The organism is Microbacterium sp. BH-3-3-3 (genome assembly GCF_001792815.1).
Lineage (GTDB): Bacteria > Actinomycetota > Actinomycetes > Actinomycetales > Microbacteriaceae > Microbacterium.
Genome location: NZ_CP017674.1, coordinates 1,255,294 through 1,281,808, shown reverse-complemented (window position 1 = coordinate 1,281,808; position 26,515 = coordinate 1,255,294). Strand labels below are relative to the sequence as shown.

27 protein-coding genes and 1 pseudogene are annotated in these 26,515 nt (G+C 70.8%); 13 read left to right on the top strand and 15 right to left on the bottom strand.

Translation table 11 applies throughout. The features are described from left to right. The 5 genes from BJP65_RS05955 to BJP65_RS05935 all read right to left on the bottom strand — a co-directional run bounded on the left by BJP65_RS05955 (position 1) and on the right by BJP65_RS05935 (position 5,723). Complete coding sequence (locus BJP65_RS05955; protein WP_070408542.1) at positions 1 to 2,007, bottom strand: AarF/ABC1/UbiB kinase family protein; 2,007 nt, start codon at positions 2,005 to 2,007, stop codon at positions 1 to 3. A 20-nt stretch (positions 2,008 to 2,027) separates the two neighbouring features. Further along, complete coding sequence (locus BJP65_RS16765) at positions 2,028 to 2,207, bottom strand: hypothetical protein (RefSeq protein ID WP_070408541.1); 180 nt, start codon at positions 2,205 to 2,207, stop codon at positions 2,028 to 2,030. Positions 2,208 to 2,364: 157 nt separating this feature from the next. Then, positions 2,365 to 2,631, bottom strand: coding sequence for a hypothetical protein (locus tag BJP65_RS05945; protein ID WP_258027533.1), 267 nt, complete (start codon positions 2,629 to 2,631; stop codon positions 2,365 to 2,367). A 150-nt stretch (positions 2,632 to 2,781) separates the two neighbouring features. Then, positions 2,782 to 4,107, bottom strand: coding sequence for a UDP-glucose/GDP-mannose dehydrogenase family protein (locus BJP65_RS05940; protein WP_070408540.1), 1,326 nt, complete (start codon positions 4,105 to 4,107; stop codon positions 2,782 to 2,784). Between the two features lie 77 nt (positions 4,108 to 4,184). Further along, positions 4,185 to 5,723 carry a sugar transferase gene (locus BJP65_RS05935; RefSeq protein WP_082509271.1) on the bottom strand — a complete coding sequence of 513 codons (1,539 nt, stop codon included), beginning with the start codon at positions 5,721 to 5,723 and terminating at the stop codon, positions 4,185 to 4,187. 261 nt (positions 5,724 to 5,984) lie between these two features. Between BJP65_RS05935 and BJP65_RS05930 the strand changes: the two genes are divergently transcribed. Next, on the top strand, positions 5,985 to 7,085 hold the full coding sequence (locus tag BJP65_RS05930; protein WP_070408539.1) for a PIG-L family deacetylase: 1,101 nt from the start codon (positions 5,985 to 5,987) through the stop codon (positions 7,083 to 7,085). A gap of 10 nt (positions 7,086 to 7,095) precedes the next feature. Here the strand turns inward: BJP65_RS05930 and BJP65_RS05925 are convergent, their stop codons facing one another. The 3 genes from BJP65_RS05925 to BJP65_RS05915 form a co-directional block, all read right to left on the bottom strand. Continuing rightward, positions 7,096 to 7,314, bottom strand: coding sequence for a three-helix bundle dimerization domain-containing protein (locus tag BJP65_RS05925; protein ID WP_070408538.1), 219 nt, complete (start codon positions 7,312 to 7,314; stop codon positions 7,096 to 7,098). A gap of 9 nt (positions 7,315 to 7,323) precedes the next feature. Next, on the bottom strand, positions 7,324 to 7,848 hold the full coding sequence (locus BJP65_RS05920) for a YbhB/YbcL family Raf kinase inhibitor-like protein (RefSeq protein ID WP_070408537.1): 525 nt from the start codon (positions 7,846 to 7,848) through the stop codon (positions 7,324 to 7,326). An 80-nt stretch (positions 7,849 to 7,928) separates the two neighbouring features. Then, a complete protein-coding gene (locus BJP65_RS05915; protein WP_156458716.1) occupies positions 7,929 to 8,210 on the bottom strand; it encodes a hypothetical protein in 282 nt (93 codons plus the stop codon). Between the two features lie 238 nt (positions 8,211 to 8,448). On the opposite strand from BJP65_RS05915, the gene BJP65_RS05910 reads away from it, so the two are divergent. Further along, positions 8,449 to 9,534 carry a PIG-L family deacetylase gene (locus BJP65_RS05910; protein ID WP_070408536.1) on the top strand — a complete coding sequence of 362 codons (1,086 nt, stop codon included), beginning with the start codon at positions 8,449 to 8,451 and terminating at the stop codon, positions 9,532 to 9,534. Between the two features lie 7 nt (positions 9,535 to 9,541). On the opposite strand, the gene BJP65_RS05905 is transcribed toward BJP65_RS05910, so the two are convergent. The 6 genes from BJP65_RS05905 to BJP65_RS05880 all read right to left on the bottom strand — a co-directional run bounded on the left by BJP65_RS05905 (position 9,542) and on the right by BJP65_RS05880 (position 14,504). Next, positions 9,542 to 10,672 (bottom strand): sensor histidine kinase, encoded by a 1,131-nt coding sequence (locus tag BJP65_RS05905; protein ID WP_070408535.1) that lies wholly within the window; start codon positions 10,670 to 10,672, stop codon positions 9,542 to 9,544. Continuing rightward, a complete protein-coding gene (locus BJP65_RS05900) occupies positions 10,669 to 11,316 on the bottom strand; it encodes a response regulator transcription factor (RefSeq protein WP_070408534.1) in 648 nt (215 codons plus the stop codon). Before BJP65_RS05900 ends, BJP65_RS05905 begins: the two co-directional genes overlap by 4 nt. Before the next feature lie 172 nt (positions 11,317 to 11,488). After that, the gene (locus BJP65_RS05895; RefSeq protein ID WP_070408533.1) at positions 11,489 to 11,908 is read right to left on the bottom strand and encodes an organic hydroperoxide resistance protein; all 420 of its coding nucleotides are present in this window, start codon (positions 11,906 to 11,908) and stop codon (positions 11,489 to 11,491) included. Positions 11,909 to 11,955: 47 nt separating this feature from the next. Next, the gene (locus BJP65_RS05890; protein ID WP_055833893.1) at positions 11,956 to 12,435 is read right to left on the bottom strand and encodes a MarR family winged helix-turn-helix transcriptional regulator; all 480 of its coding nucleotides are present in this window, start codon (positions 12,433 to 12,435) and stop codon (positions 11,956 to 11,958) included. Between the two features lie 100 nt (positions 12,436 to 12,535). Continuing rightward, positions 12,536 to 13,840 carry a hemolysin family protein gene (locus BJP65_RS05885; RefSeq protein WP_070408531.1) on the bottom strand — a complete coding sequence of 435 codons (1,305 nt, stop codon included), beginning with the start codon at positions 13,838 to 13,840 and terminating at the stop codon, positions 12,536 to 12,538. A gap of 163 nt (positions 13,841 to 14,003) precedes the next feature. Continuing rightward, on the bottom strand, positions 14,004 to 14,504 hold the full coding sequence (locus BJP65_RS05880) for a PepSY domain-containing protein (protein ID WP_070408530.1): 501 nt from the start codon (positions 14,502 to 14,504) through the stop codon (positions 14,004 to 14,006). Between the two features lie 140 nt (positions 14,505 to 14,644). Here BJP65_RS05880 and BJP65_RS05875 point away from each other — a divergent pair, with 140 nt between their 5' ends. The 5 genes from BJP65_RS05875 (at position 14,645) to glmM (ending at position 18,929) form a co-directional block, all read left to right on the top strand. Then, positions 14,645 to 15,481, top strand: coding sequence for an alpha/beta fold hydrolase (locus tag BJP65_RS05875; protein ID WP_055835851.1), 837 nt, complete (start codon positions 14,645 to 14,647; stop codon positions 15,479 to 15,481). Between the two features lie 190 nt (positions 15,482 to 15,671). Next, on the top strand, positions 15,672 to 16,430 hold the full coding sequence (locus BJP65_RS05870; protein WP_083285725.1) for a type II CAAX prenyl endopeptidase Rce1 family protein: 759 nt from the start codon (positions 15,672 to 15,674) through the stop codon (positions 16,428 to 16,430). Between the two features lie 187 nt (positions 16,431 to 16,617). Continuing rightward, complete coding sequence (rplM, locus tag BJP65_RS05865; protein WP_055833904.1) at positions 16,618 to 17,064, top strand: 50S ribosomal protein L13; 447 nt, start codon at positions 16,618 to 16,620, stop codon at positions 17,062 to 17,064. 24 nt (positions 17,065 to 17,088) lie between these two features. After that, positions 17,089 to 17,559, top strand: a complete 471-nt coding sequence (rpsI, locus tag BJP65_RS05860) for a 30S ribosomal protein S9 (RefSeq protein WP_055833907.1) — start codon at positions 17,089 to 17,091, stop codon at positions 17,557 to 17,559. Between the two features lie 14 nt (positions 17,560 to 17,573). Beyond that, positions 17,574 to 18,929, top strand: coding sequence for a phosphoglucosamine mutase (gene glmM, locus BJP65_RS05855; RefSeq protein WP_070408529.1), 1,356 nt, complete (start codon positions 17,574 to 17,576; stop codon positions 18,927 to 18,929). Positions 18,930 to 18,992: 63 nt separating this feature from the next. Here glmM and BJP65_RS05850 read toward each other — a convergent pair whose 3' ends face one another. Beyond that, complete coding sequence (locus tag BJP65_RS05850) at positions 18,993 to 19,922, bottom strand: Ppx/GppA phosphatase family protein (protein ID WP_055833911.1); 930 nt, start codon at positions 19,920 to 19,922, stop codon at positions 18,993 to 18,995. Between the two features lie 74 nt (positions 19,923 to 19,996). Here BJP65_RS05850 and coaA point away from each other — a divergent pair, with 74 nt between their 5' ends. The 6 genes and pseudogenes from coaA (at position 19,997) to BJP65_RS16940 (ending at position 26,515) form a co-directional block, all read left to right on the top strand. After that, the gene (gene coaA, locus BJP65_RS05845) at positions 19,997 to 20,950 is read left to right on the top strand and encodes a type I pantothenate kinase (RefSeq protein ID WP_055833914.1); all 954 of its coding nucleotides are present in this window, start codon (positions 19,997 to 19,999) and stop codon (positions 20,948 to 20,950) included. A gap of 64 nt (positions 20,951 to 21,014) precedes the next feature. Next, positions 21,015 to 22,865 carry a glutamine--fructose-6-phosphate transaminase (isomerizing) gene (glmS, locus tag BJP65_RS05840; protein WP_055833929.1) on the top strand — a complete coding sequence of 617 codons (1,851 nt, stop codon included), beginning with the start codon at positions 21,015 to 21,017 and terminating at the stop codon, positions 22,863 to 22,865. Positions 22,866 to 23,104: 239 nt separating this feature from the next. Continuing rightward, positions 23,105 to 23,452, top strand: a pseudogene (locus BJP65_RS05835) (holo-ACP synthase); the annotation flags it as partial. 128 nt (positions 23,453 to 23,580) lie between these two features. Beyond that, on the top strand, positions 23,581 to 24,702 hold the full coding sequence (alr, locus tag BJP65_RS05830) for an alanine racemase (protein ID WP_070408528.1): 1,122 nt from the start codon (positions 23,581 to 23,583) through the stop codon (positions 24,700 to 24,702). After that, positions 24,699 to 25,202 carry a tRNA (adenosine(37)-N6)-threonylcarbamoyltransferase complex ATPase subunit type 1 TsaE gene (gene tsaE / locus BJP65_RS05825; RefSeq protein ID WP_070408527.1) on the top strand — a complete coding sequence of 168 codons (504 nt, stop codon included), beginning with the start codon at positions 24,699 to 24,701 and terminating at the stop codon, positions 25,200 to 25,202. The genes alr and tsaE overlap by 4 nt, the downstream gene beginning before the upstream one ends. A gap of 80 nt (positions 25,203 to 25,282) precedes the next feature. Continuing rightward, entirely contained in the window at positions 25,283 to 26,515 is a 1,233-nt protein-coding gene (locus BJP65_RS16940) for an OmpA family protein (RefSeq protein WP_070408526.1), read from the top strand.

Below are 26,515 nucleotides of genomic sequence, written 5' to 3'. Positions count from 1 at the left end.
TCAGTCCTTGCGACCGAACGTCCTGCGCACGATGCGGAGCAAGCCGAGGAATCCGAAGAGACCGACGACGGCTCCGAGCACGGCGAAGAGCGTGACGTCGCCGCCGAGGACCGGACCGCCTCCCGCGAGGATCAGGACCACCGCGATCACGACGGCGGCGATCGAGACGAGGGTGGAGGCCACCTCGGCCGTGACCCGCCCGAGGATGCCGCTGACGTCGTCGCCGTCGTCACTGCGCAGCGTGATGCCGATCGACCCCTTCTCCACACCGGTCAGCAGAGCGTCGAGGCGGCGCGGGATGTTCTCCAACCGCGCCATCGTGATGACGCTCTGCGCTTGGAGGTCGGTCGCCATGCGCTTGAGAGACACCGTGCGCCGCAGCAGCGTCGGCATGAGCGGGAGCGCGCGCCCGACCATGTCGAAGTCGTCGACGATCACGCGCAGGCAGCCCTCGAGGGTGGCGAAGCTGCGGAACGCGGAGGCCAGCTCGCCCGGGAGAGCGATGCGGTGCTGACGGATGACGTCGACCATGCGCGTGAAGATCGATCCCTGGCCGCCGGTGCGCAGATGCTCCGTGGTCAACACGATCCCGACGTCATGACGGAAAGCCTCGAGGTCGACGTCGGCCGGGGCGTCCACGATGAGCAGAAGCGCGTCGGTCGCGGCGACGTCGTTCTCACTGAGGGCGGCGAGGAGCAGAGCGGTCATGTGCTGTCTGCGGCTGCGCTCGATGATCCCGACCGCGCCGAAGTCGATGAGCCCAAGAGTGCCGTCTTCTTTCAGAAGAACGTTGCCGGGGTGCAGGTCGGCGTGGAAGACGCCGTAGACGAGGATCTGCTCGATCACGGTGGACATCAGCACCTGGGCCAGCCGGTCGCGTTGTGCGGCGTCGAGGGCGGCGAGGTGGTCCGCGGAATCGCTGAGCGCGATGCCGTCGACGAGCTCCATCGTGAGGACACGCTGCCCGGACGCGGCGGCGAACACCTCGGGCACGGTGACCACACCGCGCCGCTCGGGCTCGGCGCGATCGATGAGATCGAGGGTCGAGTGGATCATGCGCGTGTTGCGCGCTTCGATGCGGTAGTCGAGCTCTTCGACGAGGGTGGCGGTGAATCCGCGGGCAACGGACTCGATGCGCAGATCCCGACCCACCCGCGTGCGCGCCTCGGCGCGATGAGCGAGCCGGCCGATGATGTCGGCATCCGCCTCCACCTGCGCGCGTGCCGCGGGGCGCTGGACCTTCACCACGACGGGGGTGCCGTCGAGGAGGTGGGCGCGGTGTACCTGCGCGACCGAGGCCGCGGCGAGGGGAACAGGGTCGACGTCGGCGTAGACCTCGTCGATGGAGGCGCCCAGATCGTCTTCGATGACGGCGCGGACGGTGTCCCAGGGAAGAGTGGTGGCGCTCGTCTGCAGAGATGCGAGCGCGCTGAGATATGGCTCGGGGATGAGGTCGCGGCGGGTGGAGAGCACCTGGCCCAGCTTGACGAAGCTGACTCCGGCATCGTTGATGGTGGCGACGATGGCCTTCGCGCGTTCCTCCGAGGTGCTGAGCTCGGCCTCGACGCGGGAGCCGCCGCCGTGGAAGAGCCAGCCGACGCCGTGGCGGGAGGCGATCGTCAGGATCTCGAGGTAGCGCCGAGTGCGTTTGCGCTGACGCAGGGCCGCCCGCACGAGGTCGACCGGGTTGGGAAGTGGTCTGGTCGGGAAGATCGCCTCGATGGCGACGAGGGTGGCCACCCCGAGGGCGAACACCCACGCCAGGGACAGGGCGATCAGGCCGATCCACAGCCAGACGTCCTGCGCGGGGATCACGGTCGTTCCCTCGGGAAGACCGGTCTGGCGCAACGTCCATTCGGCGGAGGGGACGCCGAGGAAGAAGACGAGGAGCCCGACCACGATGCTGCGGGGCCAGCCGACGGCGGTCCCGAGAATGCGGCGCGCCACGAACCCGACCAGGACCGCCGAAACGATGGCGGAGATCGAGATGAGGATGCTGGCGATCACGGGGTCAGCGTATCCGGCCGTCAGCCGATCTGCGGCAGAGCGCACTCGGGGCAGCGCCACCAGACGCCGCGCCGCCCGCTCTCGGGCGTGGTCATGGCGAGACAGCGCCGGCAGGTCGGTGCGAACCCGCCGAGGAGGTCGAGGTCATCGCCGGCGTCGTACGAGGCGGAGTATGCGGTGAGGCGTGGCGCAAAAGGCACGGGGTCTCCTTCGGGTTGTGCAGCATCTTTGCATGCGCATGCGCGAGGAGGGTGGCGTCATCCACAGGGGAGCATCCGCCCTCGGGGGCGACGCGAGTACGACGTCCGCAGAAGACGACCCCGGGCCGCACCGAAGAGGTGCGGCCCGGGGTCATACTCACTTACGCAGCCGGCGCATCGTCTTCTTCGCGCGCTTCTCGGTGGCGGCGGCGGCCTTCTTGGCCGCCTTGTGGCGACGCTTGCGTGCACGGGGGTCGTTCCACAGGCGCACCACCTGATGACCGACCGACTCCCGGTTCTTGACCTGCACACGCGATGCCCGCGCGCCGATGACGTAGGCGATGAACACGATCGCGCCGACCGCGATGACCTTGTTGCGCATGGCATCCTCTTCCTCTTCGATGTGCTCGTGGCGAGAGGCCACGACGACCCGCTCACGATGGAGACGTATCGGGACGCCGATTCGTCACGCCCACGGCCGAACCCGGGTCGCGGATCTTTCGTCGCGGCGCGCTCGCCGGAATGCGGAAGACGCCCCGACCGAGCGGCCGGGGCGTCTTCCGTCGGGCAGGGATCAGGGGCGACCCATGCCGAAGTAGGTCCAGCCGGCGGCTCGCCATGCGGCCGGGTCGAGGCAGTTGCGGCCGTCGACGACGACGCGTCCCCGCGCGAGCGAAGCGGCGTGCTCGGGGGAGAGCTCGCGACGGTACTCGTCCCACTCGGTGACGACGATGACGGCGTCGGCGTCGCGCAGGGTCTCGTCGAGGTCGCGCTCGTACGTCAGCTGCGGGTGGATGCGGCGGGCGTTGTCGATCGCGGCCGGGTCGGTGAGAGTGACCTTCGCGCCCAGACCGTGCAGACGCACGGCGACGTCGAGCGCGGGGGAGTCGCGGATGTCGTCGCTGTGGGGCTTGAAGGCCGCGCCGAGCACGGCGATCTTCTTCTCGAAGGCGCTGCCGCCCAGGGCCTCGGTGGTGAGCTCGACGGCCCGGTCGCGTCGGCGGAGGTTGATCGCGTCGATCTCCCGCAGGAAGGCGACGGACTCGCCCCGCCCGAGCTCCTCGGCACGAGCCGAGAAGGCGCGGATGTCCTTCGGGAGGCACCCGCCGCCGAAGCCGATGCCCGCACCCAGGAAGCGCCGGCCGATACGGGCGTCGTGGCCGATGGCATCCGCCAACGTCGTGACGTCGGCACCCGTGACCTCGGCGATCTCGGCGATCGCGTTGATGAAGCTGATCTTGGTCGCCAGGAACGCGTTGGCAGACACCTTCACGAGTTCCGCGGTGGCGTAGTCGGTGACGATGAAGGGCGTGCCCTTGGCGATGGAGGGGTGGTAGACCTCGCGGAGCACCTGAGCAGTGCGCTCTCCTTCGGCCGAGGGGGCGCCGTTCTCGGTGGGCACACCGGCGACGAGGCGATCGGGGTCGATCGTGTCCTGGACGGCCCAGCCCTCGCGGAGGAACTCGGGGTTCCACACCAGGGTCGCGCCGCGCTCGGCCACGCTCGGCGCGAGCCGCGCGGCGGTGCCGACCGGCACGGTCGACTTGCCGGCGACGATGTCGCCCTCGCTGAGGAACGGCAGAAGGCCCTCGATCGCGGCGTTCACGTAGGTGAGGTCGGCGGCGTGGCTTCCCGCCTGCTGCGGCGTTCCGACGCCGACGAAGTGCACCTTGGCACCCTGGGCGGCGGACATGTCGGTGGTGAAGGTCAGGCGGCCCGACTCGATGCCCTCGGTCAGGATCTCCTGCAAGCCGGGCTCGAAGAAGGGGGCCTCCCCCTTGGACAGGGTGGCGATCTTCCGTTCGTCGACATCGATACCGACGACGTCGTGACCGATGGAGGCCATCGCGGCCGCGTGAACGGCTCCCAGGTACCCGCAACCCACTACAGACAAGCGCACGATTCAGAGCCTTCCAGATTCCTGACGACGCGACCCGGTGACACCAGGTCGCGGACCCGCGAGGGAGCGCGGGGATTTCACGCGGCCGTCTCGCCCGGCGCCAGGGCGGCGCGGGCGGTTCTGCCGAGAATGACGAAGTCGCCGAGAAGGGTCCAGTTCTCGACGTAGGAGAGGTCGAGGCGTACCGACTCCTCCCAGGACAGTGACGAGCGGCCGCTGACCTGCCAGAGACCCGTGATGCCGGGCTTGGCGAGGAAGCGACGGTGCACGTGGTCGGCGTACAACGCGACCTCGGACGGCAGAGGCGGACGCGGGCCGACGAGCGACATCGAGCCGCCGATGACGTTGAACAGCTGGGGGAGCTCGTCGAGGCTGAACTTGCGCATGATGCGGCCGATGCGCGTCACGCGCGGATCGTTCTTCATCTTGAACAGCACCTCGTTGCCCGCATCGCGCTGCTGCGCGGCGAGCTCCTGCAGGAGCTCTTCGGCATTGACGACCATGCTGCGGAACTTGATCATCGTGAACTCGCGGCCACGGAATCCGACGCGCGTCTGCCGGAAGAAGACGGGCCCGTCGCTGGTGAGGCGCACGGTGATCATGAGGAAGAGCAGGAGAGGGCTGAGCAGGACGACGCCGATGGAGGCGGACACGAGGTCGACGCTGCGCTTGAGGAAGCTCTGGCCGCGCGAGAACTTGGGCGTCTCCACGTGGATGAGCGGCAGCCCCGCCACCGGCCGCGTGTGCAGGCGGGGACCGGCGATGTCGATGATGCTGGGGGCGAGCACGAGGTGCTGCTTGCCCGCTTCGAGACTCCAGGAGATCTGCTTGACCTTGTCGGCCGGCAGATCGTCGGCGCTCGTGATCGCGACAGTGTCGGCGCCGGTGGCATCGAGGGCGCTCGTCACATCTCCGACGTGTCCCATCACGGGGATGTCGGTTCCGGGGATCACGTCGGCGATCTTGCCGTTCGGCACGCAGGCGCCGACCACGCGGTAGCCGGCGCTCGGCGTGCGGGCGAATTCGCGAGCGAGCTGCGTCACCGACGCGAGCGAACCGACGAGGAGCACGTTTGCCGAGTACTTGCCGGTCGAGCGCTGGACGATGAGCCAACGACGCCACATCCAGCGGGTGAAGATGAGCACCAGGATGCCGAGGGGGAGGCTGATCAAGAGGTACCCGCGGGCGACGTCGATCTGGGTGAGGAAGGCGATGATCGCGACGGTGCCGAAGAGTCGGAAGCTGGCGTCGGCGATGCGCACGTACTCTTGCGAGCCGGTTCCGATGACCCGGTCGCTGCGGGAGTCGACGAAGGCCAGGGCCCACATCCACGTGAGGATGAGGAGGGCCGAGAACACCCAGTACGACAGGTCGGAGATGCGGGAGTCGCGCCCCGCGGCGACCTGAGCGTTGCCGAGACCGAACCACAACAGCTGGGTTCCGTACACGACCCACGTCAGGGAGAACAGGTCGGTGAGGGCGAGATTGCGTCGATAGCGACGGCGCCACGGAACGTGTCGGCTGGAGGCGGGCTGGGAGATCCGCTCAGCACGAGGGGTGACGGGGAACTCCGCGTCGAACGACGGTGTCGCGCTTTCCCTGAGGTCGAACGTCACGTGTCTAGCTCCTCCCCCCGGGTCGAGCTCGTCGGTTTCACCTCGTGAACAATAACAGGGAAGATTCACCCGACAAGTCACCTAGCGTTTCCTGTCATCTCGCCGTCAAATGCCGGAAACCGGGGCGGCATCACCCAGAGGGTGAATCTTGGGCCCGACGGGGAGCGTCCCCTACACTCGGGCAGCGGGTCGGCCCTCTCGCCGGACCTGCACACGCACCCGCCGAGCGAGGTGTCGCACCGCCCGCCCGAAGGAACACAGATGTCCCGCGTCTCGACGCCCTCGCGACGTTCTCGCCGTCGGCGCCGATCCGCCGCACTGATCGCGGCCCTCGTCGTCGCCGCCGTCGTGCTCGTCGCGGTCGCGGCCACCGTCGCCTTCTCGCTCGGCCGCGCGGCCGACGTCGTGGCATCCGCGACACCGTCGGCCGCGGGCACGCCGACTCCCTCCGCCACGCCGTCTCCCTCGGTGACCCCCACGCCGACGCCGACGCCGACGCCGACGCCGCCCCCCGCACCGGCGCCCCTGTCGCCGGCGGCGCAGTCCTGCGACGGTCGTCCGACCCTCATGAGCGTGTGGGCGCATCCCGACGACGACATCATCTTCGGCAACCCGGCCATCTCCGACGCCATCTCGGCCGGCGACTGTGCGCGGACCGTCTTCCTCACCGCCGGCGACGCGGGCAAGGGGCGGGGATACACGTCGTCGCGTGAGCTCGGCATCCTGCGCGCGTACAACTCCATGCGCGGGGTGAGCGGATTGTGGGACACCGACGAGATCGTGCTCGACACGGGGATGCACGTGACCCGTCTCACTCCGCAGAACGATCCACGTCTGTCGGTCGTGTTCGTGCGCCTCCCCGACGGCAACATCACCGACGGGGGATTCGCCTCGACCGGCCACGCGACGCTCAGCAAGCTGCTCGACGGGACGATCCCCACGCTGTCGCCGACCGATGACTGCCCCGATGTGACGCTCGCTCAGCTGTCGGACAGCCTCATCGAGCTCGCCGAGGCGTGGCATCCGAGTACCGTTCTCACCCACATCCCGCGCGGCAGCGCCTTCGCGCCGGGAGACCACCCCGATCACTCGGTCACCGGCACCCTCGTGCGCGATGCCCTCGGATCCCTCCCCGCGGTGGCACCCGGCATCCGGTACCTCGTGGGGTACCCGTCGGAGAAGCTGCCGCGCAACCTCGACGGCGAACAACTGGACGCCAAGATCGAGACCTACCGCGTCTACACGCAGCAGGACGAGGTCATCCGCTGCGCCGACCGGTCGGCCTGCCTCGGCACCCGGCGTTTCGGCGAGTGGCTGCAGCGGTCGTACCCGAAGAGCGAGGCCGAGCTGCAGATGGGCTGAGCCCGACGGCTCAGTCGGCCTGCAGCTCCTGCTCGACGCGGGCGCGGGCTTCGCGCTCGGCGATGATGTCGACGAAGTCCTTCACCGGTGCGTCGGCGAACTTCTCGACCGCGACCACCGCTTCGTAGTGGACCACGTCGGGCTCGGCCTCGGGGAAACGGTCGTGGAGACGTTCCTCGACGCCGGAGACGGTCGCGTCCTTGTCGAAGCCCTCGCTGCGCTGCGTCATCGGTCGTCCTCAGTGCTGGTAGGTGCCGTGGACGATCGCGCGTCCGAGGGTCGAGAAGGCCAGACCGAACGAGACGGCGGCGGGAGTGGCATCCGGATCCGCCCCGAGGGAGTCGGCGCCCACCGCGTGGACGACGAAGAAGTAACGGTGGGGCTGATCGTCCTTCGGGGGAGCGGCGCCCAGGAAGCCGGCTTGACCTCCGTCGTTGCGGACGTGGAACGCACCTGCGGGGAGCTCGCCGCCGGCGAATCCGGCCGGGATCTCGGTCAGGTCGGCGGGGAGATCGACGAGGACCCAGTGCCAGAAGCCGCTCGGCGTCGGGGCATCGGGGTCGAAACAGGTGATCGTGAACGACTTCGTCCCCTCGGGGACGTTCGACCAATGCAGGTGCGGGGACGTGTTGCCCTTGTCGGCCACCTGGTCGTCGGAGAGCGGCTGCCCCTCACGCACATCATCGCTGACCACGTCGAACGCCGCCACGGAGGGGAGGAGCGGATACGGGTCGGGCGACTGCGCACGCGTGAGGTCGGTCATGACGGAACTCTAAACACGGGGGCCGCCGACCCACGAGGGCTTGCCGAGGCAAGACCGGGGAGGTAGTGGATGCCGGGAACTCACCGCGCCAGCGCGAGCAGCGATCGCGCGGCTTCGCGGCATCCGTCGGGGGCGGGCAGACCGTAATCGACCTCGACGACCGTTCTGAGGTCGTCGGCCAACTGCTCGACGGACGGGCGGGAGGAGAGCGCCGCCAGGATCGGGAGGATCAGGTCGTCGTATTCGTCATCGGGCCAGCCGTGGCCGATGTGATGCACGCCGATCGGGTCCCACTGATTCAGGACGGCGCGTACGCGCAGGGCGGCGGGCGACAATGACCGCGGCTTCGAAGACGTCTGCATGGGGCGAGTGTCCCCAGCGGTCCTAGGTGCCGGCTGGGTGTCTTCGATGTGTGGGGTGCGTGCGCCGCGGCGGGTGAGGGTCGATCTCCGCCGGGTGGTCACACCGTCCCCGCCGCGCGGCGGGGGTGTGCGGGTCGGGCCAGCGAAAGGGTGGGCGTGCGCGATACCGTCGAGACGGTGATGCCGCCGCGACGACCCGAGTGCAGAGCGGCACGGCACGAAGAAGAACGGAGCCACCGTGAGCGACGCACAGCCGCCGTCCCCCGACGAATCCCGGGACGGCGAGCCCTCGCGCGACGCTGACGCGGCGTTCGCCCGGGCGCGCCGTGTCGTGGTGACTCGACGGGTGGCCATCGCCGGGGGTCTCACGCTTCTCGGGCTGGGCGGAGGGGCGCTGCTCTATCGTCAGGCGCGGCGCTCGGACGGCCCCGACGGGGCGTGGGTGCCGCTGGCTCCCATCGTGCCCGGACCGCTGCCGTCTGAGGTACCGACCTCGCCCGCCGCCGAGCCCCCCGGCCTCGACACCACGCTCGCGGTGTGGGCCCACGCCGACGACGACATCATCTTCGCCAACCCCGCGCTCGCCGGGGCCATCCGCAGCGGCGGGACCGTGCGCGCCGTCTACGTCACCGCCGGCGACGCCGGGCGGGGCCTCGCCTACGCCGAGAAGCGCGAGGCCGGCATCCGCGCCGCCTACGACTGCATGCGCGGAAGCACCGCGCCCTGGGCGACCACGCAGATCGAGCTGCACAGCGGTGCGCGGGTGACCCGCTTCGTCCCTTCGGACGATCCTCGGCTCTCGATCACCGTGCTGCGTCTGGCCGATGGAAACCTGGATGCCAAGGGGTTCCCCTCGACGGGGAGTGCCGGCCTGACCCAGCTCATCAACGGAAAGACGTCGACTCTGCAACCGATCGACGGCGCACCCGCGTACACGCTCGACGGGCTCACGGCGACCCTCGCCGAACTCGCCGACGCGGCCCGGCCCCAGCGCGTGTCGACGAACGTGCCGCACGGCAGCGCCTTCGCGCACGGCGACCACCCCGACCACTCCGCCGTGGGGTCGCTGATGCGCGCGATCGTGCCGACCGTCGGCATCGCGGCCGCAGCGGTGTCGTACTTCGTCGGGTACCCCTCGAAGCGCGAGCCGGCGAACGTCACGGGGGCCCTCCTCGACGACAAGGTCGACATCTACGAGACCTACGCCGCTCACGACCCGGTGGTCACGTGCGAGAACGCTTCGGCCTGTCTCGCCCAACCGGGCTTCGGGCAATGGCTGCGGCGGTCGTACGCCAAGAGCGACGACGAGCTCCGGCTCACCTGACGCCCGCTCAGCTCTCGGTCTCGCGCCGCGGCACCGACACGGCCAGGCGGAAGCCGCCGTCGACACCCTCGGCCGCGTGCAGGCGGCCGCCGAGGAGTTCGGCCCGTTCGCGCAGCCCCCGCAGCCCCGTGCCGCTGGAGGGGAGGCGCAGGCGGGCCGCCCGGGCGGCGTCGTTCTGCACGACCACGTCGATGCTCGAGGTGGAGGCCGTCGCGGTCACGCGAACGAGGGCTCCCGGTGCGTGCTTGCGCGCATTGGTCAGCCCCTCCTGCACCGTGCGGTACACCGCGCGCTGCACCGCGGGGGTGAGGTCGGAGGGGAGGTCGGCCTCGAGCCGGGCATCGAGTCCGCTGTCGGCGATCAGCCGGGGGAGGTCGGCGAGGGTGGGCTGCGGGGCGGGGGAGTCGGTGGTCGCTCCGTCGGCGCGCAGCACGCTCACCATCTGCCGCAGCTCGTCGAGGGTGCGTACCGAGAGCGTGCGGATGATGCCGGCCACGCGCCGCGCTTCGGGATCGGGCGAGGCGACCTGGAGCGCACCGGCCTGCACGGCCGTCAGGCTCACCTGGTGCGACACGACGTCGTGCATCTCGCGCGAGATGCGGGCCCGTTCCCGCCGCAGGACGTCCTGCTCATCGCGGCGGCGCTCGCTCTCACGCGCGGCCGACAGCTCGGCGACCCGGGCGGACAGCTCGAGGCGCGTGCGCACGAGGGCGCCGAGCGCGATCGGGGTCGCGGCGTACATGAGCGCGTACAGGAGCGAGGGCGCCAGATAGTCGAGCGGGGGCAGCTGCCAGTCGGGGAGCAGGAAGCAGGCGAACGTGACCGCGCCCGCGCCCACCAGCAGCGGGATCCGCCGCACGCGCACCGCCACGGAGTACAGGGCGATGGGAGCGGCGACGGTCATGGCATCCACCACCAGCCCCGGGAGGACGAGGGCGAAAGCCACCCAGGGCAGGCGCCGGCGCACCAGGAGCCCCGCCACGGCGAGCAGCGCCCACGCCGACTCGATCGGCGACCACCCCGGCAGCGACACGGCCACGTCGAGCAGGGCCGCGGCGGCCAGGGCGACATCGATCGTCGCGTTGAAGACCCGGCTCCCGGCGAACGCCGCCCATCGCGCCCGGACCGCCGAGATCATCCGCGCCCGCCGCGACGCCCCGCGCGTTCGGCGATGAGCGCCGCCTCCAACCGCGACGAGACCGACATCTTGCCGAGGATCGCGCTCACGTGGTCTTTCACGGTGGCCCCGCTGAGGTGCAGCCGCTTGCCGATCTCGGCGTTCGACTCGCCCGTCGGCAGGCAGGCCAGCACGTCGCGTTCTCGATCGGTCAGCAGCGCGACCCGTCGAGACGCCTCGCGGTCGGTCGCCCCCGCATACCCCTCGACGAGGGTGCGCGAGACCTGGGGCGAGAGCACGACCCCGCCGGCCGCGAGCGTGCGCACCATCGCGGCCAGGTGCTCGGGAGCCGTGTCTTTGACGAGGAACCCCGCGGCGCCCTCGTGCAGGGCGCGCGCGATGTACTCGTCGGTGTCGAACGTCGTGAGGATGCCGATGACGGGGCGATCCGCGTCGGTGGCGAGTTCCGTCAGGATCTCGAGCCCACTGCGGCCGGGCATGCGGATGTCGAGCAGCGCCACGTCGGGCTTCTCGCGGCGGATCACCTCGACGGCGACGTCGCCGTCGACCGCCGCGACCACGTCGATGTCGGGGGAGGCGCCGAGGATCATCTCGAAGCCGGAGCGCACGAGCGCCTCATCGTCGACGACAACCACGCGGATCACGACAGTCACTGTACGCGCGGGGCTCCACGCGCGGGGCTCCGCCCGCTCCCCGCGGGCGACAGAACGACGCCGCCCGCGGGGAGCGGGCGGCGTCGGGGTTCTTCGCGGGGCGAAGTCCGGAACGGGGTGCGATACGTGGGGCTCAGCACCCCGCCCCGGGGTCGGGGAGAGGTCAGTCCTCGGAGACGGTGACGGTGACCTCGATGTTGCCGCGGGTGGCGTTGGAGTACGGGCACACCTGGTGGGCCTCGTCGGCGAGCTGCTGGCCGAGGTCGTGCTCGATACCGGGCAGGACCACCTCGAGCAGGACGGCGAGCTGGTAGCCGCCCTGGCCGTTCGGGCCGAGGTGGACGCGGCCGCCGACCGAGGAGTCGTCGATCTTCACCTTGTGCGCGCGGGCGACGGCGTGCAGTGCGCTGTGGAAGCACGCGGCGTACCCGGCGGCGAAGAGCTGCTCGGGGTTGGTGCCCTTGCCCGAGCCGCCCAGCTCGGTGGGAGGGGCGACCTCGAGGTCGATGTAGGGGCCGGCGGTGACGTGGCCGGTGCGGCCCTGACCGGTGGAGACGGCTTCGGCGGTGTAGAGAACGTCCATGGGTGTTCCTTTCGAGGGGCGGGTGGGGAGGAGAAGTCGAGTGGGGCTCACGCGGGCGGCCGCGGCACTCCGGCGGCGGCGAGCACGGTGTCGGGGCGGTCGCGCAGGTCGCGCATCGCGTCGGTGAGCTGGTGCAGGGCGTCGATCAGCTCACGCGCGCTGTCTTCGTCGGTCAAGCCTGAGCCTGCGGCGATGCACCGGGGGACGTGCGCGAGTTCCTGTCGCATCTCGTGCCCGCGATCGGTCAGCGCCACGGTGACGACGCGCTCGTCGTCGGATCGGCGCGATCGGGTGAGGTAGCCGGCGGTCTCCATGCGCGCGAGCATCGGCGACAGAGTTCCGGAGTCGAGCTGGAGGGCGTCGCCCAGGCTGCTCACGGTCTGGTCCCCGTCGACCCACAGCGTCACCAGGGCGATGTACTGCGGATACGTGAGGTTCCACGGCTCGAGCAGCACCCGGTAGGCCTGGGTGGTCGTACGGTTCGCGGCGTAGAGCGCGAAGCAGACGAGGTCGTCGACGGCGGGCATGACAGAAGCATTGCACACAACTCGGTTGTGCACAACTTTGTTGGATGCGCCTCATTGACAGCCGGTGCGCGGGGTCCGGATCGGACCCCGCGCACCGGGGTCACACCGGGCTGGACGCCTCGGTGTCGGGAGTCTCGTCGTCGAGGGGATGCCGCGTCACCAGCAGTTCCGCCACGCGTCGTCGATCCACGGCCTTGACCTGGAGCGTGGCGCCGTCGACCTCGACCGTGTCGCCGACACGGGCCAGCCGGCCCAGGCGTTCGACCACGAAACCGGCGACCGTGTCGGAGGCGCCGCGGGGGAGGCTGACCCCCGTCGCCTCCTCGAAGTCCTGCAGGTTCAGGCGACCCTCGACGGTGCCGTGCTCGCCCTCGGCGAGGGGTTGCTCGGCGTCGGTGTCGTACTCGTCGAAGATCTCGCCGACGACCTCTTCGACCAGGTCTTCGAGCGTCACGATGCCGTCGGTTCCGCCGTACTCGTCGACGACGACGGCGATGTGGCTGCCCTCGGCGCGCATCGCGGTGAGCGTGGGCAGCACCCGAGCCGTCGACGGGAAGTACCGGATCGCGCGCATCACGGCGGCCAGGGGCCGCTCCGGGTCTTCGTAGAGGTCGCGCACGTGGACGAAGCCCACGACGTCGTCGATGGTCTGCTCGGCCACCGGGTACCGCGAGAACGGGAGGTCGCGCACCTGATCCATGGCTTCGGCGATGGTGCCGCCGGCATCCAGGGTCACGACCTCCGGTCGCGGGCGCATGACCTCGCTCACGTGGCGGTCGCGGAGGGACAGGACGTCGTCGAGGATGCGCCGTTCGTAAGCCGGAAGCCCCTCGTGGCTCGACACGATGTCGCGAAGTTCTTCTTCGGTGAGCTCCTCACCGGTCTTGTTCGGGTCGCCGCCCAGGAGACGCACCAGCAGGTTCGTCGACAGCGACAGCAGCCAGATGACCGGTCGCATCAGCTTCGCGAACCCGTTCAGCACCGGTGCCGCCGCGTACGCGAACGCGGCGTTGCGCTGGATGGCGAGGCGCTTGGGCACGAGCTCGCCCAGGACGAGCGAGAGGTAGGCGATCACCAGGGTGAGCGCGATGGTCGAGACCGTGGCCGCGAGGCCCGGCTCGAGACCGAGACCCTCGAACAGCGGGGTGACCGAGGGGGCGATGGAGGAGGCGCCGTAGGCGGCCGACGCGAAGCCCGCCACGGTCACGCCGATTTGCACCGCCGACAGGAAGGTGTTCGGGTTCCGGGCGAGCTCGGCGACCTTCTGTCCGCGCTTGCCTCGGGCGGCCAGGGCGTTCACCTGACTGTCGCGCAGCGTGACGAGCGCCATCTCGGTCGCGGCGAAGACTCCGCCGACGAGGACGAACACGACGACGAGAACGATGTTGAGGACGAGATCGTTCATCGCCTTCCCTCCTCCGATCCGCGAAGGACGGCACCCGGGGTCACCCGGGCGCTCGGACTGTGACCGTCGGAGTCGGCAGCGTGGCTCATGACGGAATCGTATTCAGGCGGGCCCGGGGCGGGCAGCTTCCCGTCCGGGCTTGCGTGGTCACGCCCGTTCTGCTTCAGCGGCCGGTGCTGACGACCGCGCCGTCGCCGGCGGAGATGCGCACCACGGCACCGCTCTGCATCTCGACCGTCCACGACCAGTCCCCTCCGTCGTCGTCGAGCTCCACCTCGTCGATACGGTCGCCGCCCGGGTTCTGGGCGGCGGCGATGCGGACGGCGTCGGCCAACGTCGTCACCGCCGCATCGAGGGCGGCGCGCTCGTCGGCGTCGATCCCGTCGTCGTCTCTCCGGGACTGCACGGTCGCCCCGTCGGACGCGAGGTGCACCTCGACCTCGCGATCGCCGACGGCGACGTGGACCTCCCAGGAGTCGTCGTCGCCGCGGTCGAGGGCGAACGCGCGTCCGCCGGCATCGGCCTCGGCGGTGTTCGCCGCCCTGATCGCGGTCTCGTCGGTGGCGGACGTGTTCGCGCCTCCGGGAGCGGGGGTGCAGGAGCTGAGGGCGAGAGCGCTGACGACGGCGAGCAGGGTGATGCCGGGGATGCGGGTCGAATCCATAGCGGCAGGTTAGCCAGCCCGCTCGCGCGCGCGGCGGTCGTTGCATCCGGGCGACCGCTGTGCGAGTGGTGCTCTAGCAAGCCGCGGGTGGAACGTCAACGGCAGGCCCGCGTACAGGTGGGAGTCGAACCATGGCGGTCATGAGCGAGATCACCGCACACCATGGACTTCTGACCGACATCGACCTGCACGTCGACGACACGGGCGGCACGGGTCGCCCCGTCGTGCTGATCCACGGATGGCCCCTCTCGGGCGAATCCTGGGCCCATCAGGTGCCCGCCCTCGAGGCGGCCGGCCACCGCGTGGTGACGTACGACCGTCGCGGCTTCGGCCGGAGCGACAAGCCCCGTACGGGGTACGACTACGACACGTTCGCCGACGACCTCGAGGCCGTCCTCACCGCCCTCGACCTGCGCGACGTCACGCTCGTCGGCTTCTCGATGGGCGGCGGCGAGGTCGCCCGCTACCTGACGCGTCACGGATCGGGTCGCGTGCACAGCGTCGTCTTCGCCGCAGCCGTGCCCCCGTACCTGGCGAAGACCGAGGACAACCCCGAGGGCCCCCTCGACGACGAGACCGCCGACGGCATGAAGCAGGGCCTGAAGGGCGACGAGAAGGCGTTCTACCACCAGTTCACGACGGACTTCTTCTCGGTCGACGGCGCGCTCGCCGTGCCCGCGGCCGAGCAGGTCGAAGCCGAGCGCCTCGCGAACCAGGCCGACCACCACGCAGCACTGAAGTCGATGGAGGCGTTCGCCACGACCGACTTCCGCGAGGATCTGCCGAACGTGACCGTTCCGACCCTCGTCATCCACGGGGACAGCGACGCCACGGTGCCCTTCGAGGGGTCGGGCAAGCGCACGCACGAGGCCATCGCGGGCAGCGAGCTGCACGTGGTCGCGGGGGCCCCGCACGGCGTGAACGTCAGCCACGCCGACGAGTTCAACCGCGTGCTGATCGACTTCCTGCAGCGCTGATCGGTCCGCGTCCCCCTCTCGCCCGCATCCGCGGAGGACGCGCACACGACATCACGGACGCCCCGTCACCTCACCGGTGGCGGGGCGTTCGCGCGTGCGGGTGAGAACGCGTGATCCAACGGGTGAGTCGACGCGGGGGAGGCGCGGGGTGACCGGGTCGACGGCGACCTGCAGCCCTAGCCTGACGCGCATGAGCGACGAATCCGCCGTCCCGAGCCCCGCCCGGCGTGCCCGGCGTCGTCGGCCCCGCCGGTGGCGCGAGGGCGGCTCCACGACCGCGCGCTGGGACGTCGAGATGCTCGGCTGGGCCGTGCTCGCGCTGGGCGCGGGGGCGCTCGCGTCGCGCGCCGCGTCGGAGATGCTGCCCGTCGAGACCCGCGCGGCGTCGGCGCAGGCGGTGATCTGGCTCGCCTTCGCGGTGCCCGTCGTGTTCGCTCTCGGTCGTTCCCGTCCTCGCGGTCTGCTCGTGTTCCGAACGGTGGACCTGCTCTACGGGGTCGTGTTCGGCGTCCTCGTGCGCCTGGCCCAGGGGGCGATCGCCGGAGCCGGGGGAGAGCCGGCCCCCTGGCCGACGACGTTCTCGGCCGACGGCGCGCTGCCCACGTCTTTCGTCTTCGACGCCGTCGCCGGCACGATCGTGTCGTCCGCGGCAGAGGAGTTCTTCTTCCGCGGCGTCGTTCTCGTGTGCGTCTATACGGTGCTGCGACGATTCAGCGGCCCGGTGGCGGCCGGCGTGGCCGCGGCGGCCCTGTCGACCGGCTCGTTCGTCGGCGCGCACCTGCTGGTCGCGGCGCCCGGCTCGGTGGATGCGCCGACCCTCGGCATCCTGGGACTGGTCGCCAGCGCCCTCGTCCTCGGCTCGGGACGTCTGGGCGGCGCGCTTTTCACGCATATCGTCTTCAACGCGACGGGGTACGCCCTGATCGCGGTGGGGACCCTGTCGGCCTGAGCGGGCCGGCGACGTTTGGTGCTGGCATCCGGATGCCGTAGTCTTGCTCTTTGGTGCCCGCCTCTCTGCGAGCGGGTTGCCCGAACGTGAGCCCTCCACCGGCCCTGTTCCCCCGTCATCGGCGGGGAACGGACCACCGGAGCGGGATTCACGAACTCCTCCGTTCGAACAAGAAAGCAGCACTACTGTGACGCGCACTTTCACCCCCAAGGCCGCTGAGGTCACGCGCGAGTGGGTCGTTATCGACGCCACCGACGTCGTCCTCGGCCGTCTGGCCTCGCACGCGGCGGTCCTCCTCCGCGGCAAGCACAAGGCCACCTTCGCCAACCACATCGACTCGGGCGACTTCGTCATCGTGATCAACGCCGAAAAGGTGGCGCTCACGGGTCAGAAGCTCCAGAAGAAGAAGGCCTACCGCCACTCGGGCTACCCGGGCGGCCTCAAGTCGGTCACGTACGAGGAACTCCTCGACAAGAACCCCGTCCGCGCGGTCGAGAAGGCCATCCGCGGCATGCTGCCCAAGAACAGCCTCGGCGCGGCGCAGCTCAAGAAGCTCAAGGTGTACCGCGGCGCCGAGCACCCCCACGGTGCTCAGCTGCCCACGGCCTACACCTTCGACCAGGTCGCCCAGTAAGCGCCGCCGGATAAGGACGAAACAGTGTCGAACATCGACCCCAGCAACTACAGCACCGAGACGCCGGCCGAGCAGTCCGTCGTCGCGGCCGAGCGCCCCGTTCTCTCGGTTCCCGGCGCAGCCGTCGGCCGTCGCAAGCAGGCCATCGCCCGCGTGCGTCTGGTTCCCGGCTCGGGCACGATCACGGTCAACGGCCGCACGATCGAGGACTACTTCCCGAACAAGCTGCACCAGCAGCTGATCAACGACCCGTTCACGGTGCTCGAGCTCGCGGGCTCGTACGACGTGATCGCACGCATCTCCGGTGGCGGCCCCTCGGGTCAGGCCGGCGCGCTGCGTCTCGGCATCGCCCGTTCGCTGAACGGCATCGACGAAGAGAACAACCGCCCCACCCTGAAGAAGGCCGGCTTCCTCTCGCGCGACGCTCGCGTCAAGGAGCGCAAGAAGGCCGGACTCAAGAAGGCCCGCAAGGCGCCTCAGTACTCCAAGCGCTGAGTTCGAAACTCCGGATGCCTCTTTTCGGCACGGACGGGGTGCGGGGGCTGGCCAACGGCCTCCTCACCGCCGAACTCGCGCTGCACCTGGCCCAGGCGACTGCTGTCGTCCTGGGCCAGGGCCGTTCGGCGGAGGCGCGGAAGGCCGAAGGCCGCCGCCTCACCGCCGTCGTCGCGCGCGACCCGCGCGTCTCGGGGGAGTTCCTCGCGGCCGCGGTCGCTGCGGGACTCGCCTCGTCGGGCGTCGACGTGCTCGACGCCGGGGTCATCCCCACCCCCGCCACCGCGTTCCTCATCGCCGACCATGACGCCGACTTCGGTGTGATGGTCTCGGCGTCGCACAACCCCGCTCCCGACAACGGGATCAAGATCTTCGCCCGCGGGGGCACCAAGCTCCCCGACGAGGTCGAGCAGCGCATCGAGCAGGCGCTCGAGGGCGAACGACTGCAGCCCACCGGGGCCGGCGTCGGTCGCATCCGTCGGTTCGCCGACGCGGAGGACCGCTACGTCCTGCACCTGCTGGGCTCGCTGCCGCACCGCCTCGACGGCATCCACGTCGTGCTCGACTGCGCCCACGGCGCCGCGGCCGGCGTGTCGCCCGAGACGTTCAAGGACGCCGGCGCGACGGTCACCGTCATCGGCGCCGAACCCGATGGTCTGAACATCAACGACGGCGTGGGCTCGACGCACCTCGACGTGCTCGCCGAAGCCGTCGTGCGCCTCGGCGCCGACGTCGGCATCGCCCACGACGGCGACGCGGACCGCTGTCTGGCCGTCGACGCGCAGGGCAACATCGTCGACGGTGACCAGATCATGGCCATCCTCGCGGTGGCGATGAAGCAGCGTGGTGCGCTCGTCGACGACACGCTCGTTGCGACGGTCATGAGCAACCTCGGCCTGCACCGCGCGATGGAGGCCCATGGCATCCGGGTCCTGCAGACCGGCGTCGGCGACCGTTACGTGCTCGAGGCCATGAACGAGGGCGGCTACTCCCTCGGTGGCGAGCAGTCGGGCCACGTCATCATGAGCCGCTTCGCGACGACGGGTGATGGCCTGCTCACCGGGCTGCACCTCGTCGCCGAGATGGCGCGACAGGGCAAGACGCTCGGTGAGCTCGCCTCGATCATGACGGTGTACCCGCAGGTGCTCGTGAACGTGCGCGGCGTCGATCGCGACGGCGTGCACGACCACGCGGTGCAGGAGGCTGTCGCCGCGTCCACCGCCGAACTGGGCGACTCGGGCCGCGTGCTGCTGCGCGCCTCGGGCACCGAGCAGCTCGTGCGCGTCATGGTCGAAGCCGCGTCCGAAGAAGACGCCCGCGCGCACGCGGACCGTCTCGCCGAGGTCGTGCAGGAGCGCTTGGCGCTGTAATCCGGCCCGTCGGCGGGCTCACGCCCCTTCACACGAGGGGCGGAGCACGCCGACGCCGCGGCGTCAGTACTCGAGCGACTCGATGTAGCGCAGCAGGACGCCCTCGCGGAGCGCCCACGGAGAGACCTCGAGCTCCTCGACGTCGAGGGCCTTCATCGCCCGCTCCACCACGATCGCGGCGGCGACGATCTGGAACGTGCGATCGGCCGTGATGCCGGGAAGGGCCTCGCGGGCGTCGGCGGGGATGCGCGCGAGGCGCGGGATCCAGTCCTTCAACTCCCGCCGGGGCAGGACCATGCGGTCGATGCCCGACCACCCCGGCACCGGGTAGCCCGCGAGCTTCGCGAGCGAGCGGATCGCCTTCGACGAGCCCACGACGTGGTCGGGACGGGGGAGCGCGGCGAAGCGCTCGGCCACCGGCGCGAGCACCGTCATGGCGTGCTGGCGCAGCGCGTCGATCTCGTCGGCGCTCGGCGGATCGTGCGGAAGGAACTGCACGGTCGAACGGCCCGCGCCCAGGGGCACCGACTCGGCGAGATCGGGCAGCTCGTCGGCACCGCCGGCGATCTCGAGCGACCCGCCGCCGATGTCGAACAACAGGATCTGCCCGGCCGACCAGCCGAACCACCGCCGCACCGCGAGGTAGGTGAAGCGCGCCTCGGTCTCGCCCCCGAGCACCTGCAGGGGCTGGCCCAGGGCCTCCTCGATCAGCGCGATGACGGCCTCGCCGTTGGTCGCATCGCGAACGGCCGACGTCGCGGTCGCGAGCAACTCGTCGACGCCCTCGGCCTTGGCCGTCGCGCAGGCAGCGGTCACGGCATCCACGAGGCCCTTCACACCCTCGGGCGAGATGGACCCGTCGGGCTGCAGATACCGCATGAGGCGCAGGACCGAGCGGTGCGAGGTCGTCGCGGTGGGACGACCTCCGGCCCGGGCGTTCGCGACGAGCAGATGGACGGTGTTCGAACCGATGTCGAGGACTCCCAGGCGCACGGTCCGAGCGTAGTGGGGCACGCGGTGACGGGGTGATCCGCGGGGGAGGAAGGCGACGCCGGTAGCATGGGCGGGTGTCCGCCGCCGAGACCGCCGCTCCCGCGCCGTCGCTGAGCCCCTACCGCCAGATCGATCGTGACGACTGGGCCCGCATGGCCGGGGGGATCGCGCAGCCGCTCACCGACAACGAGATCGTGCAGCTGCGGGGCATCGGCGACCGCCTCGACCCTCGCGAGGTGGCCGAGGTGTATCTGCCGCTCAGTCGTCTGCTGAGCCTGTATGCGCGGGCGACCCGCCGACTCGGCGCCGACACGAGCGAGTTCCTGGGCGAGCCCGACGCCACGACCCCCTTCGTCATCGGCGTCGCCGGTTCAGTTGCGGTGGGAAAATCGACCATCGCGCGCCTGCTGCGCGAACTCATGAGCCGCTGGCCCGACACTCCCCGCGTGGAGCTCGTGACGACCGACGGCTTCCTCTATCCCAACGCCGAGCTCGAGCGACGCGGGTTGATGGACCGCAAGGGCTTTCCCGAGTCGTACGACCGGCGGGCGCTGGTGGAGTTCCTCAGCGAGGTGAAGTCGGGCGCCGGCGAGGCCCGGGCACCGTTCTACTCGCACGTGCGGTACGACATCATGCCCGACGCGCACGTGAGCGTGCACCGCCCCGACGTGGTCATCGTCGAGGGGCTCAACGTTCTGCAACCGCCGCCGTCGCCCAACGAGGTCGCCGTCAGCGACCTGTTCGACTTCTCGATCTACGTGGATGCCGACGCGGCACACATCGAGCGCTGGTACGTCGACCGCTTCCTGGCGTTGCGCGACAACGCCTTCACCAACCCCACGTCGTTCTTCCGGGTCTTCGCCGACATCAGCGACGACGAGGCCGTCGAGCGGGCCCTGGGGTACTGGCGCGAGATCAACCTGCCGAACCTCGAAGAGAACGTGCTCCCCACGCGCCACCGCGCGAAGCTCGTGCTGCAGAAGGGCGCCGACCACACCGTCGAGTCGGTGCTGCTGCGCAAGCTCTGAGCGGCTCGCCGCGCGCGAGGGCTTCGACGGGGTTCGCTCAGTCCCGCCACGTAGACTCGGACCCATGTGCGGAATCATCGGTTACGTGGGTCCCCGGCAGAGCCAGGACATTCTTCTGGCGGGTCTGTCGCGGCTGGAATACCGGGGTTACGACTCCGCTGGGATCGCCGTCATCGACGGTGAGGGCGGGCTCGGCATGCGTAAGCGCGCGGGCAAGCTCGCGGTGCTGCGCGACGACCTCGAGTCCTCGCCCATGCCGAACGGCACCACCGGCATCGGCCACACGCGATGGGCGACGCACGGCGGCCCGACCGACGCCAACGCCCACCCCCACCTGGCCGACGACGACAAGCTCGCCGTCATCCACAACGGCATCATCGAGAACTTCGCCGAGCTGAAGAGCGAGCTCGTCGGCGAGGGCTTCGCCTTCCGCAGCGAGACCGACACCGAGGTCGCCGCGGTCATGATCGGTCGCGAGTACGCCCGTACCAAAGACCTGGTGCAGGCGTTCCGCGCCGTCGTCTCGCGTCTCGAGGGCGCGTACACGCTGCTCGCCATGCACGAGGATCACCCGGGCCTGGTCGTCGGCGCTCGCCGCAACTCGCCCCTGGTCATCGGGCTCGGTGAGGGAGAGAACTTCCTCGGATCCGACGTCGCCGCCTTCGTCGAGCACACCCGCAACGCGCTCGCCATCGGCCAGGACGAGATCGTCGCGATCACGCCCGACGGTGTCGAGGTCACCGACTTCTCGGGCGCCCCCGTCGAGGTCGAGGCCTTCGAGGTCACGTGGGACGCGTCGGCCGCCGAGAAGGGCGGCTGGTCGTCGTTCATGGCCAAGGAGGTCTCGGAGGAGCCCGAGGCCGTCGCGAACACCATCCGCGGTCGCATCCACGAGGGCCGCGTCGAGATCCCCGAGCTCGAGGGGCTCGACGACTTCCTCGCCGACATCGACCGCATCCTCGTGATCGCGTGCGGCACGGCCGCCTACGCCGGCATGGTCGGCAAGTACGCGCTTGAGACGTGGACCCGCGTTCCCGTCGACGTCGAGCTCGCCCACGAGTTCCGCTACCGCGACCCGGTGCTGTCCGCGCGCACACTGGTCGTCTCGATCAGCCAGTCGGGCGAGACCATGGACACGCTCATGGCCGTGAAGTACGCCCGCTCGCGGGGGGCCAAGACGCTGTCGATCTGCAACACGCAGGGTGCCACCATCCCGCGTGAGTCGGATGCCATCGTCTACACGCACGCGGGACCCGAGGTCGCCGTGGCGTCGACGAAGGCCTTCGTCGCGCAGATCACCGCGCTGTATCTTCTCGCCCTGCACGTGGGTCGTGTCCGCGGAGCCATCGACCCGGTCGTCGCCGTCGAGGCCGTCACCGAGCTCGAGGCCGTTCCGGGCAAGATCGCCCGCGTGCTCGAGACCGAGCAGGCGCGCATCGAGCAGCTGGCGCACTGGATGGCCGACACCCGCTCGGTGCTGTTCCTCGGCCGCAACGTGGGGTACCCCATCGCGCTCGAGGGTGCCCTCAAGCTCAAGGAGCTGGCGTACATCCACGCCGAGGGCTTCGCCGCCGGTGAGCTCAAGCACGGCCCCATCGCGCTGATCGAGCCCGGCCAGCCCGTCTTCGTCGTCGTGCCCTCGCCGCGCGGCTCGGGCGAGATGCACAAGAAGGTCGTCTCGAACATTCAGGAGATCCGCGCCCGCGGCGCCCGCGTCATCGCGATCGCCGAAGAGGGCGACGTCGCCGTGCTGCCCGCGGCCGACGAGGTGCTGCGCATTCCGCTGGCGGCCCCGCTCTTCGAGCCGCTGCTGGCGGTCGTGCCGCTGCACATCTTCGCGATGAGTCTGGCCGAGGCCAAGGGTCTCGACGTCGACCAGCCGCGCAACCTGGCGAAGTCGGTGACGGTCGAGTAGTCGTCTCGTGCGAAGGGGCCGGATGCCGTGGCATCCGGCCCCTTCGTCGTTCCTCGCATCGCGGAGCGCCGATCGAGCCGGGCCGAACTCCTGAGTTCTCGCTCGATTGAGGGTGAAGCGACCTCGGGAGCGGCCCTGGACGCCTTTTCTCAGGAGTTCGGCCCGCGTCGGATCGGCCCGCCGCGGCCGATGTCGGCCGGCACCGGCAGAATGGAGAGGATGCCACGAGGGGAGGGCGCATGATCGTCGGAATCGGCGTCGACGTGGTCGACGTTCCGCGCTTCACCGCGACGCTCGCACGCACCCCGCGCCTGCTTCCCCGCCTGTTCGCCCCGGCCGAGCGCGTGCTCAAGCCGCGCTCGCTCGCCGCCCGGTACGCCGCGAAGGAGGCCCTGATCAAGGCGCTCGGCGGGTCGGACGGTGTGCACTGGACCGACATCGAGGTGGCGTCCGAGCCCTCGGGCCGGCCCGTGTTCGCGCTCCGCGGTGAGACCGCCGCGACCGTCGCCGAGCGGGGGATCACCGCGCTGCACCTGTCGATGTCGCACGATGCGGGCCTCGCGACGGCGTACGTCATCGCCGAAGCGAGCGAGGTCGTTCCGGCGCCCGGTGCGATCGCGGCGGGGCAGCCTGCGCCGACGAGCGCGGGCGTCGAGCTTGTCGCAATCGACGGGCCCCCGGCATCCGCCCCCGAGACCACCCGAGAGGACACCGTATGAGAATGGCACCCGGCGTGCTGCGCGAAGCGCTCATCGATGTCGACGCGATCACCGAGAACGTGCGCCACCTGCGAAAGCTCACCGACTCCGAGATCATCGCGGTCGTCAAGGCCGAGGGGTACGGCCACGGCGCCTACCGTGCCGCGGTCGCCGCGCTCCGCGGGGGAGCGGCCCGCATCGGCGTCTCCGACATCGACGAGGCGCTGGCGCTGCGGCGAGCGGGCATCCGCGCTCCGCTGTTCGCGTGGCTCCACGCGCCCGGCGCGGCGTTCGGCGAGGCCGTGCGAAACGACATCGAGCTCGGCATCTCCGACATCGACCAGCTTCTGCGCGCGGGCGAGGCGGCGCAGGGCGATCGCCCGGCGGCGGTGCACCTCAAGATCGAGACGGGTCTATCGCGCAACGGCATCGCGCCGGCCGACTGGCGCGTGGTGTTCTCCGAGGCCGCCCGTCTGGAGCGCATCGGGCGGCTGCGCGTCGTGGGGCTGTTCTCGCACCTGTCCAACACGAGCGAGGCCGACGACCGTGCCGCGCTCGCCCGGTTCGAAGAGGGTGTCATCCTGGCGGCATCCGCCGGTCTTCACCCGCCGCTTCGCCACATCGCGGCGACGAACGCCGCGATCGCCCTGCCCGAGGCGCGACTCGGATGCGTGCGCATCGGCATCGGTCTCTACGGGGTCTCGCCGTTCGACGGCCGGACGCCCGCCGACCTGGGGCTGCGCCCGGCGATGACGCTGCGCGGCGCCGTCGCGGCGGTACGGCGCGTGCCCGCGGGCACCGGGGTGTCGTACGGGTACGACTACCGCACCGAGAGCGACACGACGCTGGCGCTCGTTCCGCTCGGCTACGCCGACGGCGTGCCCCGCCAGGCGTCGGGTCGGGGGTCGGTGTCGATCAACGGGCGACGCTTCACAGTGGCCGGTCGCATCGCGATGGACCAGTTCGTCGTCGACGTCGGCGATCACCCGGTCGCGGTGGGCGACGAGGTCGTGCTGTTCGGCGACCCGACGCTGGGCGTGCCGTCGGCGCGGGACTGGGCGGATGCCGCCGACACCATCGACTACGAGATCGTCACGCGCGTGGGGGTCCGGGTCCCCCGGCGGGAGGTGGGCGCGTGAGCGTTCCCGACGAGCTGCTGGGCGTGCGCGAGGTCGCGGGTCCGGCCGATATGGAGGACCTGGGCCGCGCCGTCGGGCGCGCGCTCGCTCCCGGCGACGTCGTGGTGCTGACCGGCCCGCTCGGCGCCGGCAAGACGACCCTCACCCGCGGGATCGGTGAGGGACTCGGCATCCGGGGTCCGGTGCAGAGCCCGACGTTCGTGATCGCGCGCACGCATCCCTCGCTCGGGGGCGGCACGCCGCTCGTGCACGTGGACGCCTATCGCTTGGGAGCCGCGGTCGAGCTCGACGACCTCGACATCGACGTGGCGGGTTCCGCCGTCGTCGTCGAGTGGGGGAGCGGGGTGGCCGAGTACCTCGCCGACACGTGGTGGGAGATCGAGATCGACCGTCAGACCGGCGGCCGCGGGGTCGACAACGCCTGCGGTGAGATCGCGGTGCACACCGTCGAGCTCGACGCCGACGCCCCGCGCACCGTGACCATCTCGCGCCGACCCTGACGGGACGTGTCGCGGAATCGCGACACGGTTGCGACACCCCCGCGACCACGGCGGCGCGGCGCTTCAATACGGTGGATGCCATGAGTCGATCCCCTCGCCTCCCCGCCGCGCTCCGCCCCACGGCGGTTCGCCTGGCCGCGGCCGTCTCGGCCTCCGTCGTCGTGATGAGCCTGGCCGGCTGCGTCTCGGAGCCGGTGCCGTCGACCGTGAGGTCGTCGGCGGCCGCCGACACCCCCGTGTCCACGGCGACGGCGGCCGCGGCCTCAGCCGCTCGCGTGCCCGGCTACGACGTCGGCGAGATCCCGCCCGTGCCCCTGTTCGTGCTGCCCGACCTGTCGCTGCTGGGCGGCTCGGCGTCGGCGTTCACGATCTCGGCGGCGTCGACGCTGTCGAGTGCGCCGGGGGTGACGGTGGCCTCCGCGGCGTGCGGGACCCCCGGCCAGGTGTCCACGTCGGCCGGCACGGCCGTGCTCTACGGCGACGGTTCCGGCTCGTACACCGGCGCCGACGGAACCGTCCAGAACTTCGGCGACGGCTCGGGGACCACGACGATCGACGGTGTCGAGATCCAGAACTTCGGTGACGGGTCGGGGACGTACCGGTCGGGCGAGGTCGCGATCCAGAACTTCGGCGACGGTTCGGGCACGTACGTCGACGCGTCGCGCCAGGTGCAGATCTTCGGCGACGGGTCGGGAACCTCCACGCACGGCGACGAGAGCATCCAGAACTTCGGCGACGGGTCGGGGACGTACCGGTCGGGCGAGGTCGCGATCCAGAACTTCGGCGACGGAGCGGGGACGTACACCGACGGCACCCTCACGGTGCAGAACTTCGGCGACGGCACCGGCCGCGTCGACGGTGAGCCCGTGACCGTCGACCCGCTGCCCCCGGTGCCGCGGTTGGGTGTGTTCCCGCCGCTGGCGGCCCTCGCCCCGGTCGCGAGCTGCGGCACGACCCTGACGCTCTCGGACGCCGTGCTGTTCGACTTCGACTCGGCCGAGCTGCGCGCCGATGCCGCCGCCGTGCTCGACGCGCTCGCGGCCGTGCTGATCGACGGCCGGGTGCCGGCGGCGACCGTCTCGGGGCACACGGATGCGATCGGCACCGACGCCGAGAACCAGGACCTGTCGGAGCGGCGCGCGCGAGCCGTCGTCGCCGCCCTGACCGAACGCGCCACGCCCGTGGCCTGGACGGCCGAGGGCTACGGTGAGTCGCGTCCGGTCGCCGCCAACGAGCTCGACGGGGTCGACAACCCCGCGGGTCGGCAACTCAATCGCCGGGTCGAGATCCTCGTCCCCTCATTCGGAGGCTGA

Bases quoted from the DNA above. Each gene is read 5' to 3' on its own strand.
- BJP65_RS05930 (WP_070408539.1), top strand. From the start codon at position 5,985: ATGTCCCGCGTCTCGACGCCCTCGCGACGTTCTCGCCGTCGGCGCCGA.
- BJP65_RS05925 (WP_070408538.1), bottom strand. From the start codon at position 7,314: ATGACGCAGCGCAGCGAGGGCTTCGACAAGGACGCGACCGTCTCCGGC.
- BJP65_RS05920 (WP_070408537.1), bottom strand. From the start codon at position 7,848: ATGACCGACCTCACGCGTGCGCAGTCGCCCGACCCGTATCCGCTCCTC.
- BJP65_RS05915 (WP_156458716.1), bottom strand. From the start codon at position 8,210: ATGCAGACGTCTTCGAAGCCGCGGTCATTGTCGCCCGCCGCCCTGCGC.
- BJP65_RS05905 (WP_070408535.1), bottom strand. From the start codon at position 10,672: ATGATCTCGGCGGTCCGGGCGCGATGGGCGGCGTTCGCCGGGAGCCGG.
- BJP65_RS05895 (WP_070408533.1), bottom strand. From the start codon at position 11,908: ATGGACGTTCTCTACACCGCCGAAGCCGTCTCCACCGGTCAGGGCCGC.
- BJP65_RS05890 (WP_055833893.1), bottom strand. From the start codon at position 12,435: ATGCCCGCCGTCGACGACCTCGTCTGCTTCGCGCTCTACGCCGCGAAC.
- BJP65_RS05885 (WP_070408531.1), bottom strand. From the start codon at position 13,840: ATGAACGATCTCGTCCTCAACATCGTTCTCGTCGTCGTGTTCGTCCTC.
- BJP65_RS05880 (WP_070408530.1), bottom strand. From the start codon at position 14,504: ATGGATTCGACCCGCATCCCCGGCATCACCCTGCTCGCCGTCGTCAGC.
- BJP65_RS05875 (WP_055835851.1), top strand. From the start codon at position 14,645: ATGAGCGAGATCACCGCACACCATGGACTTCTGACCGACATCGACCTG.
- BJP65_RS05870 (WP_083285725.1), top strand. From the start codon at position 15,672: ATGAGCGACGAATCCGCCGTCCCGAGCCCCGCCCGGCGTGCCCGGCGT.
- glmM (WP_070408529.1), top strand. From the start codon at position 17,574: ATGCCTCTTTTCGGCACGGACGGGGTGCGGGGGCTGGCCAACGGCCTC.
- glmS (WP_055833929.1), top strand. From the start codon at position 21,015: ATGTGCGGAATCATCGGTTACGTGGGTCCCCGGCAGAGCCAGGACATT.
- alr (WP_070408528.1), top strand. From the start codon at position 23,581: ATGAGAATGGCACCCGGCGTGCTGCGCGAAGCGCTCATCGATGTCGAC.
- BJP65_RS16940 (WP_070408526.1), top strand. From the start codon at position 25,283: ATGAGTCGATCCCCTCGCCTCCCCGCCGCGCTCCGCCCCACGGCGGTT.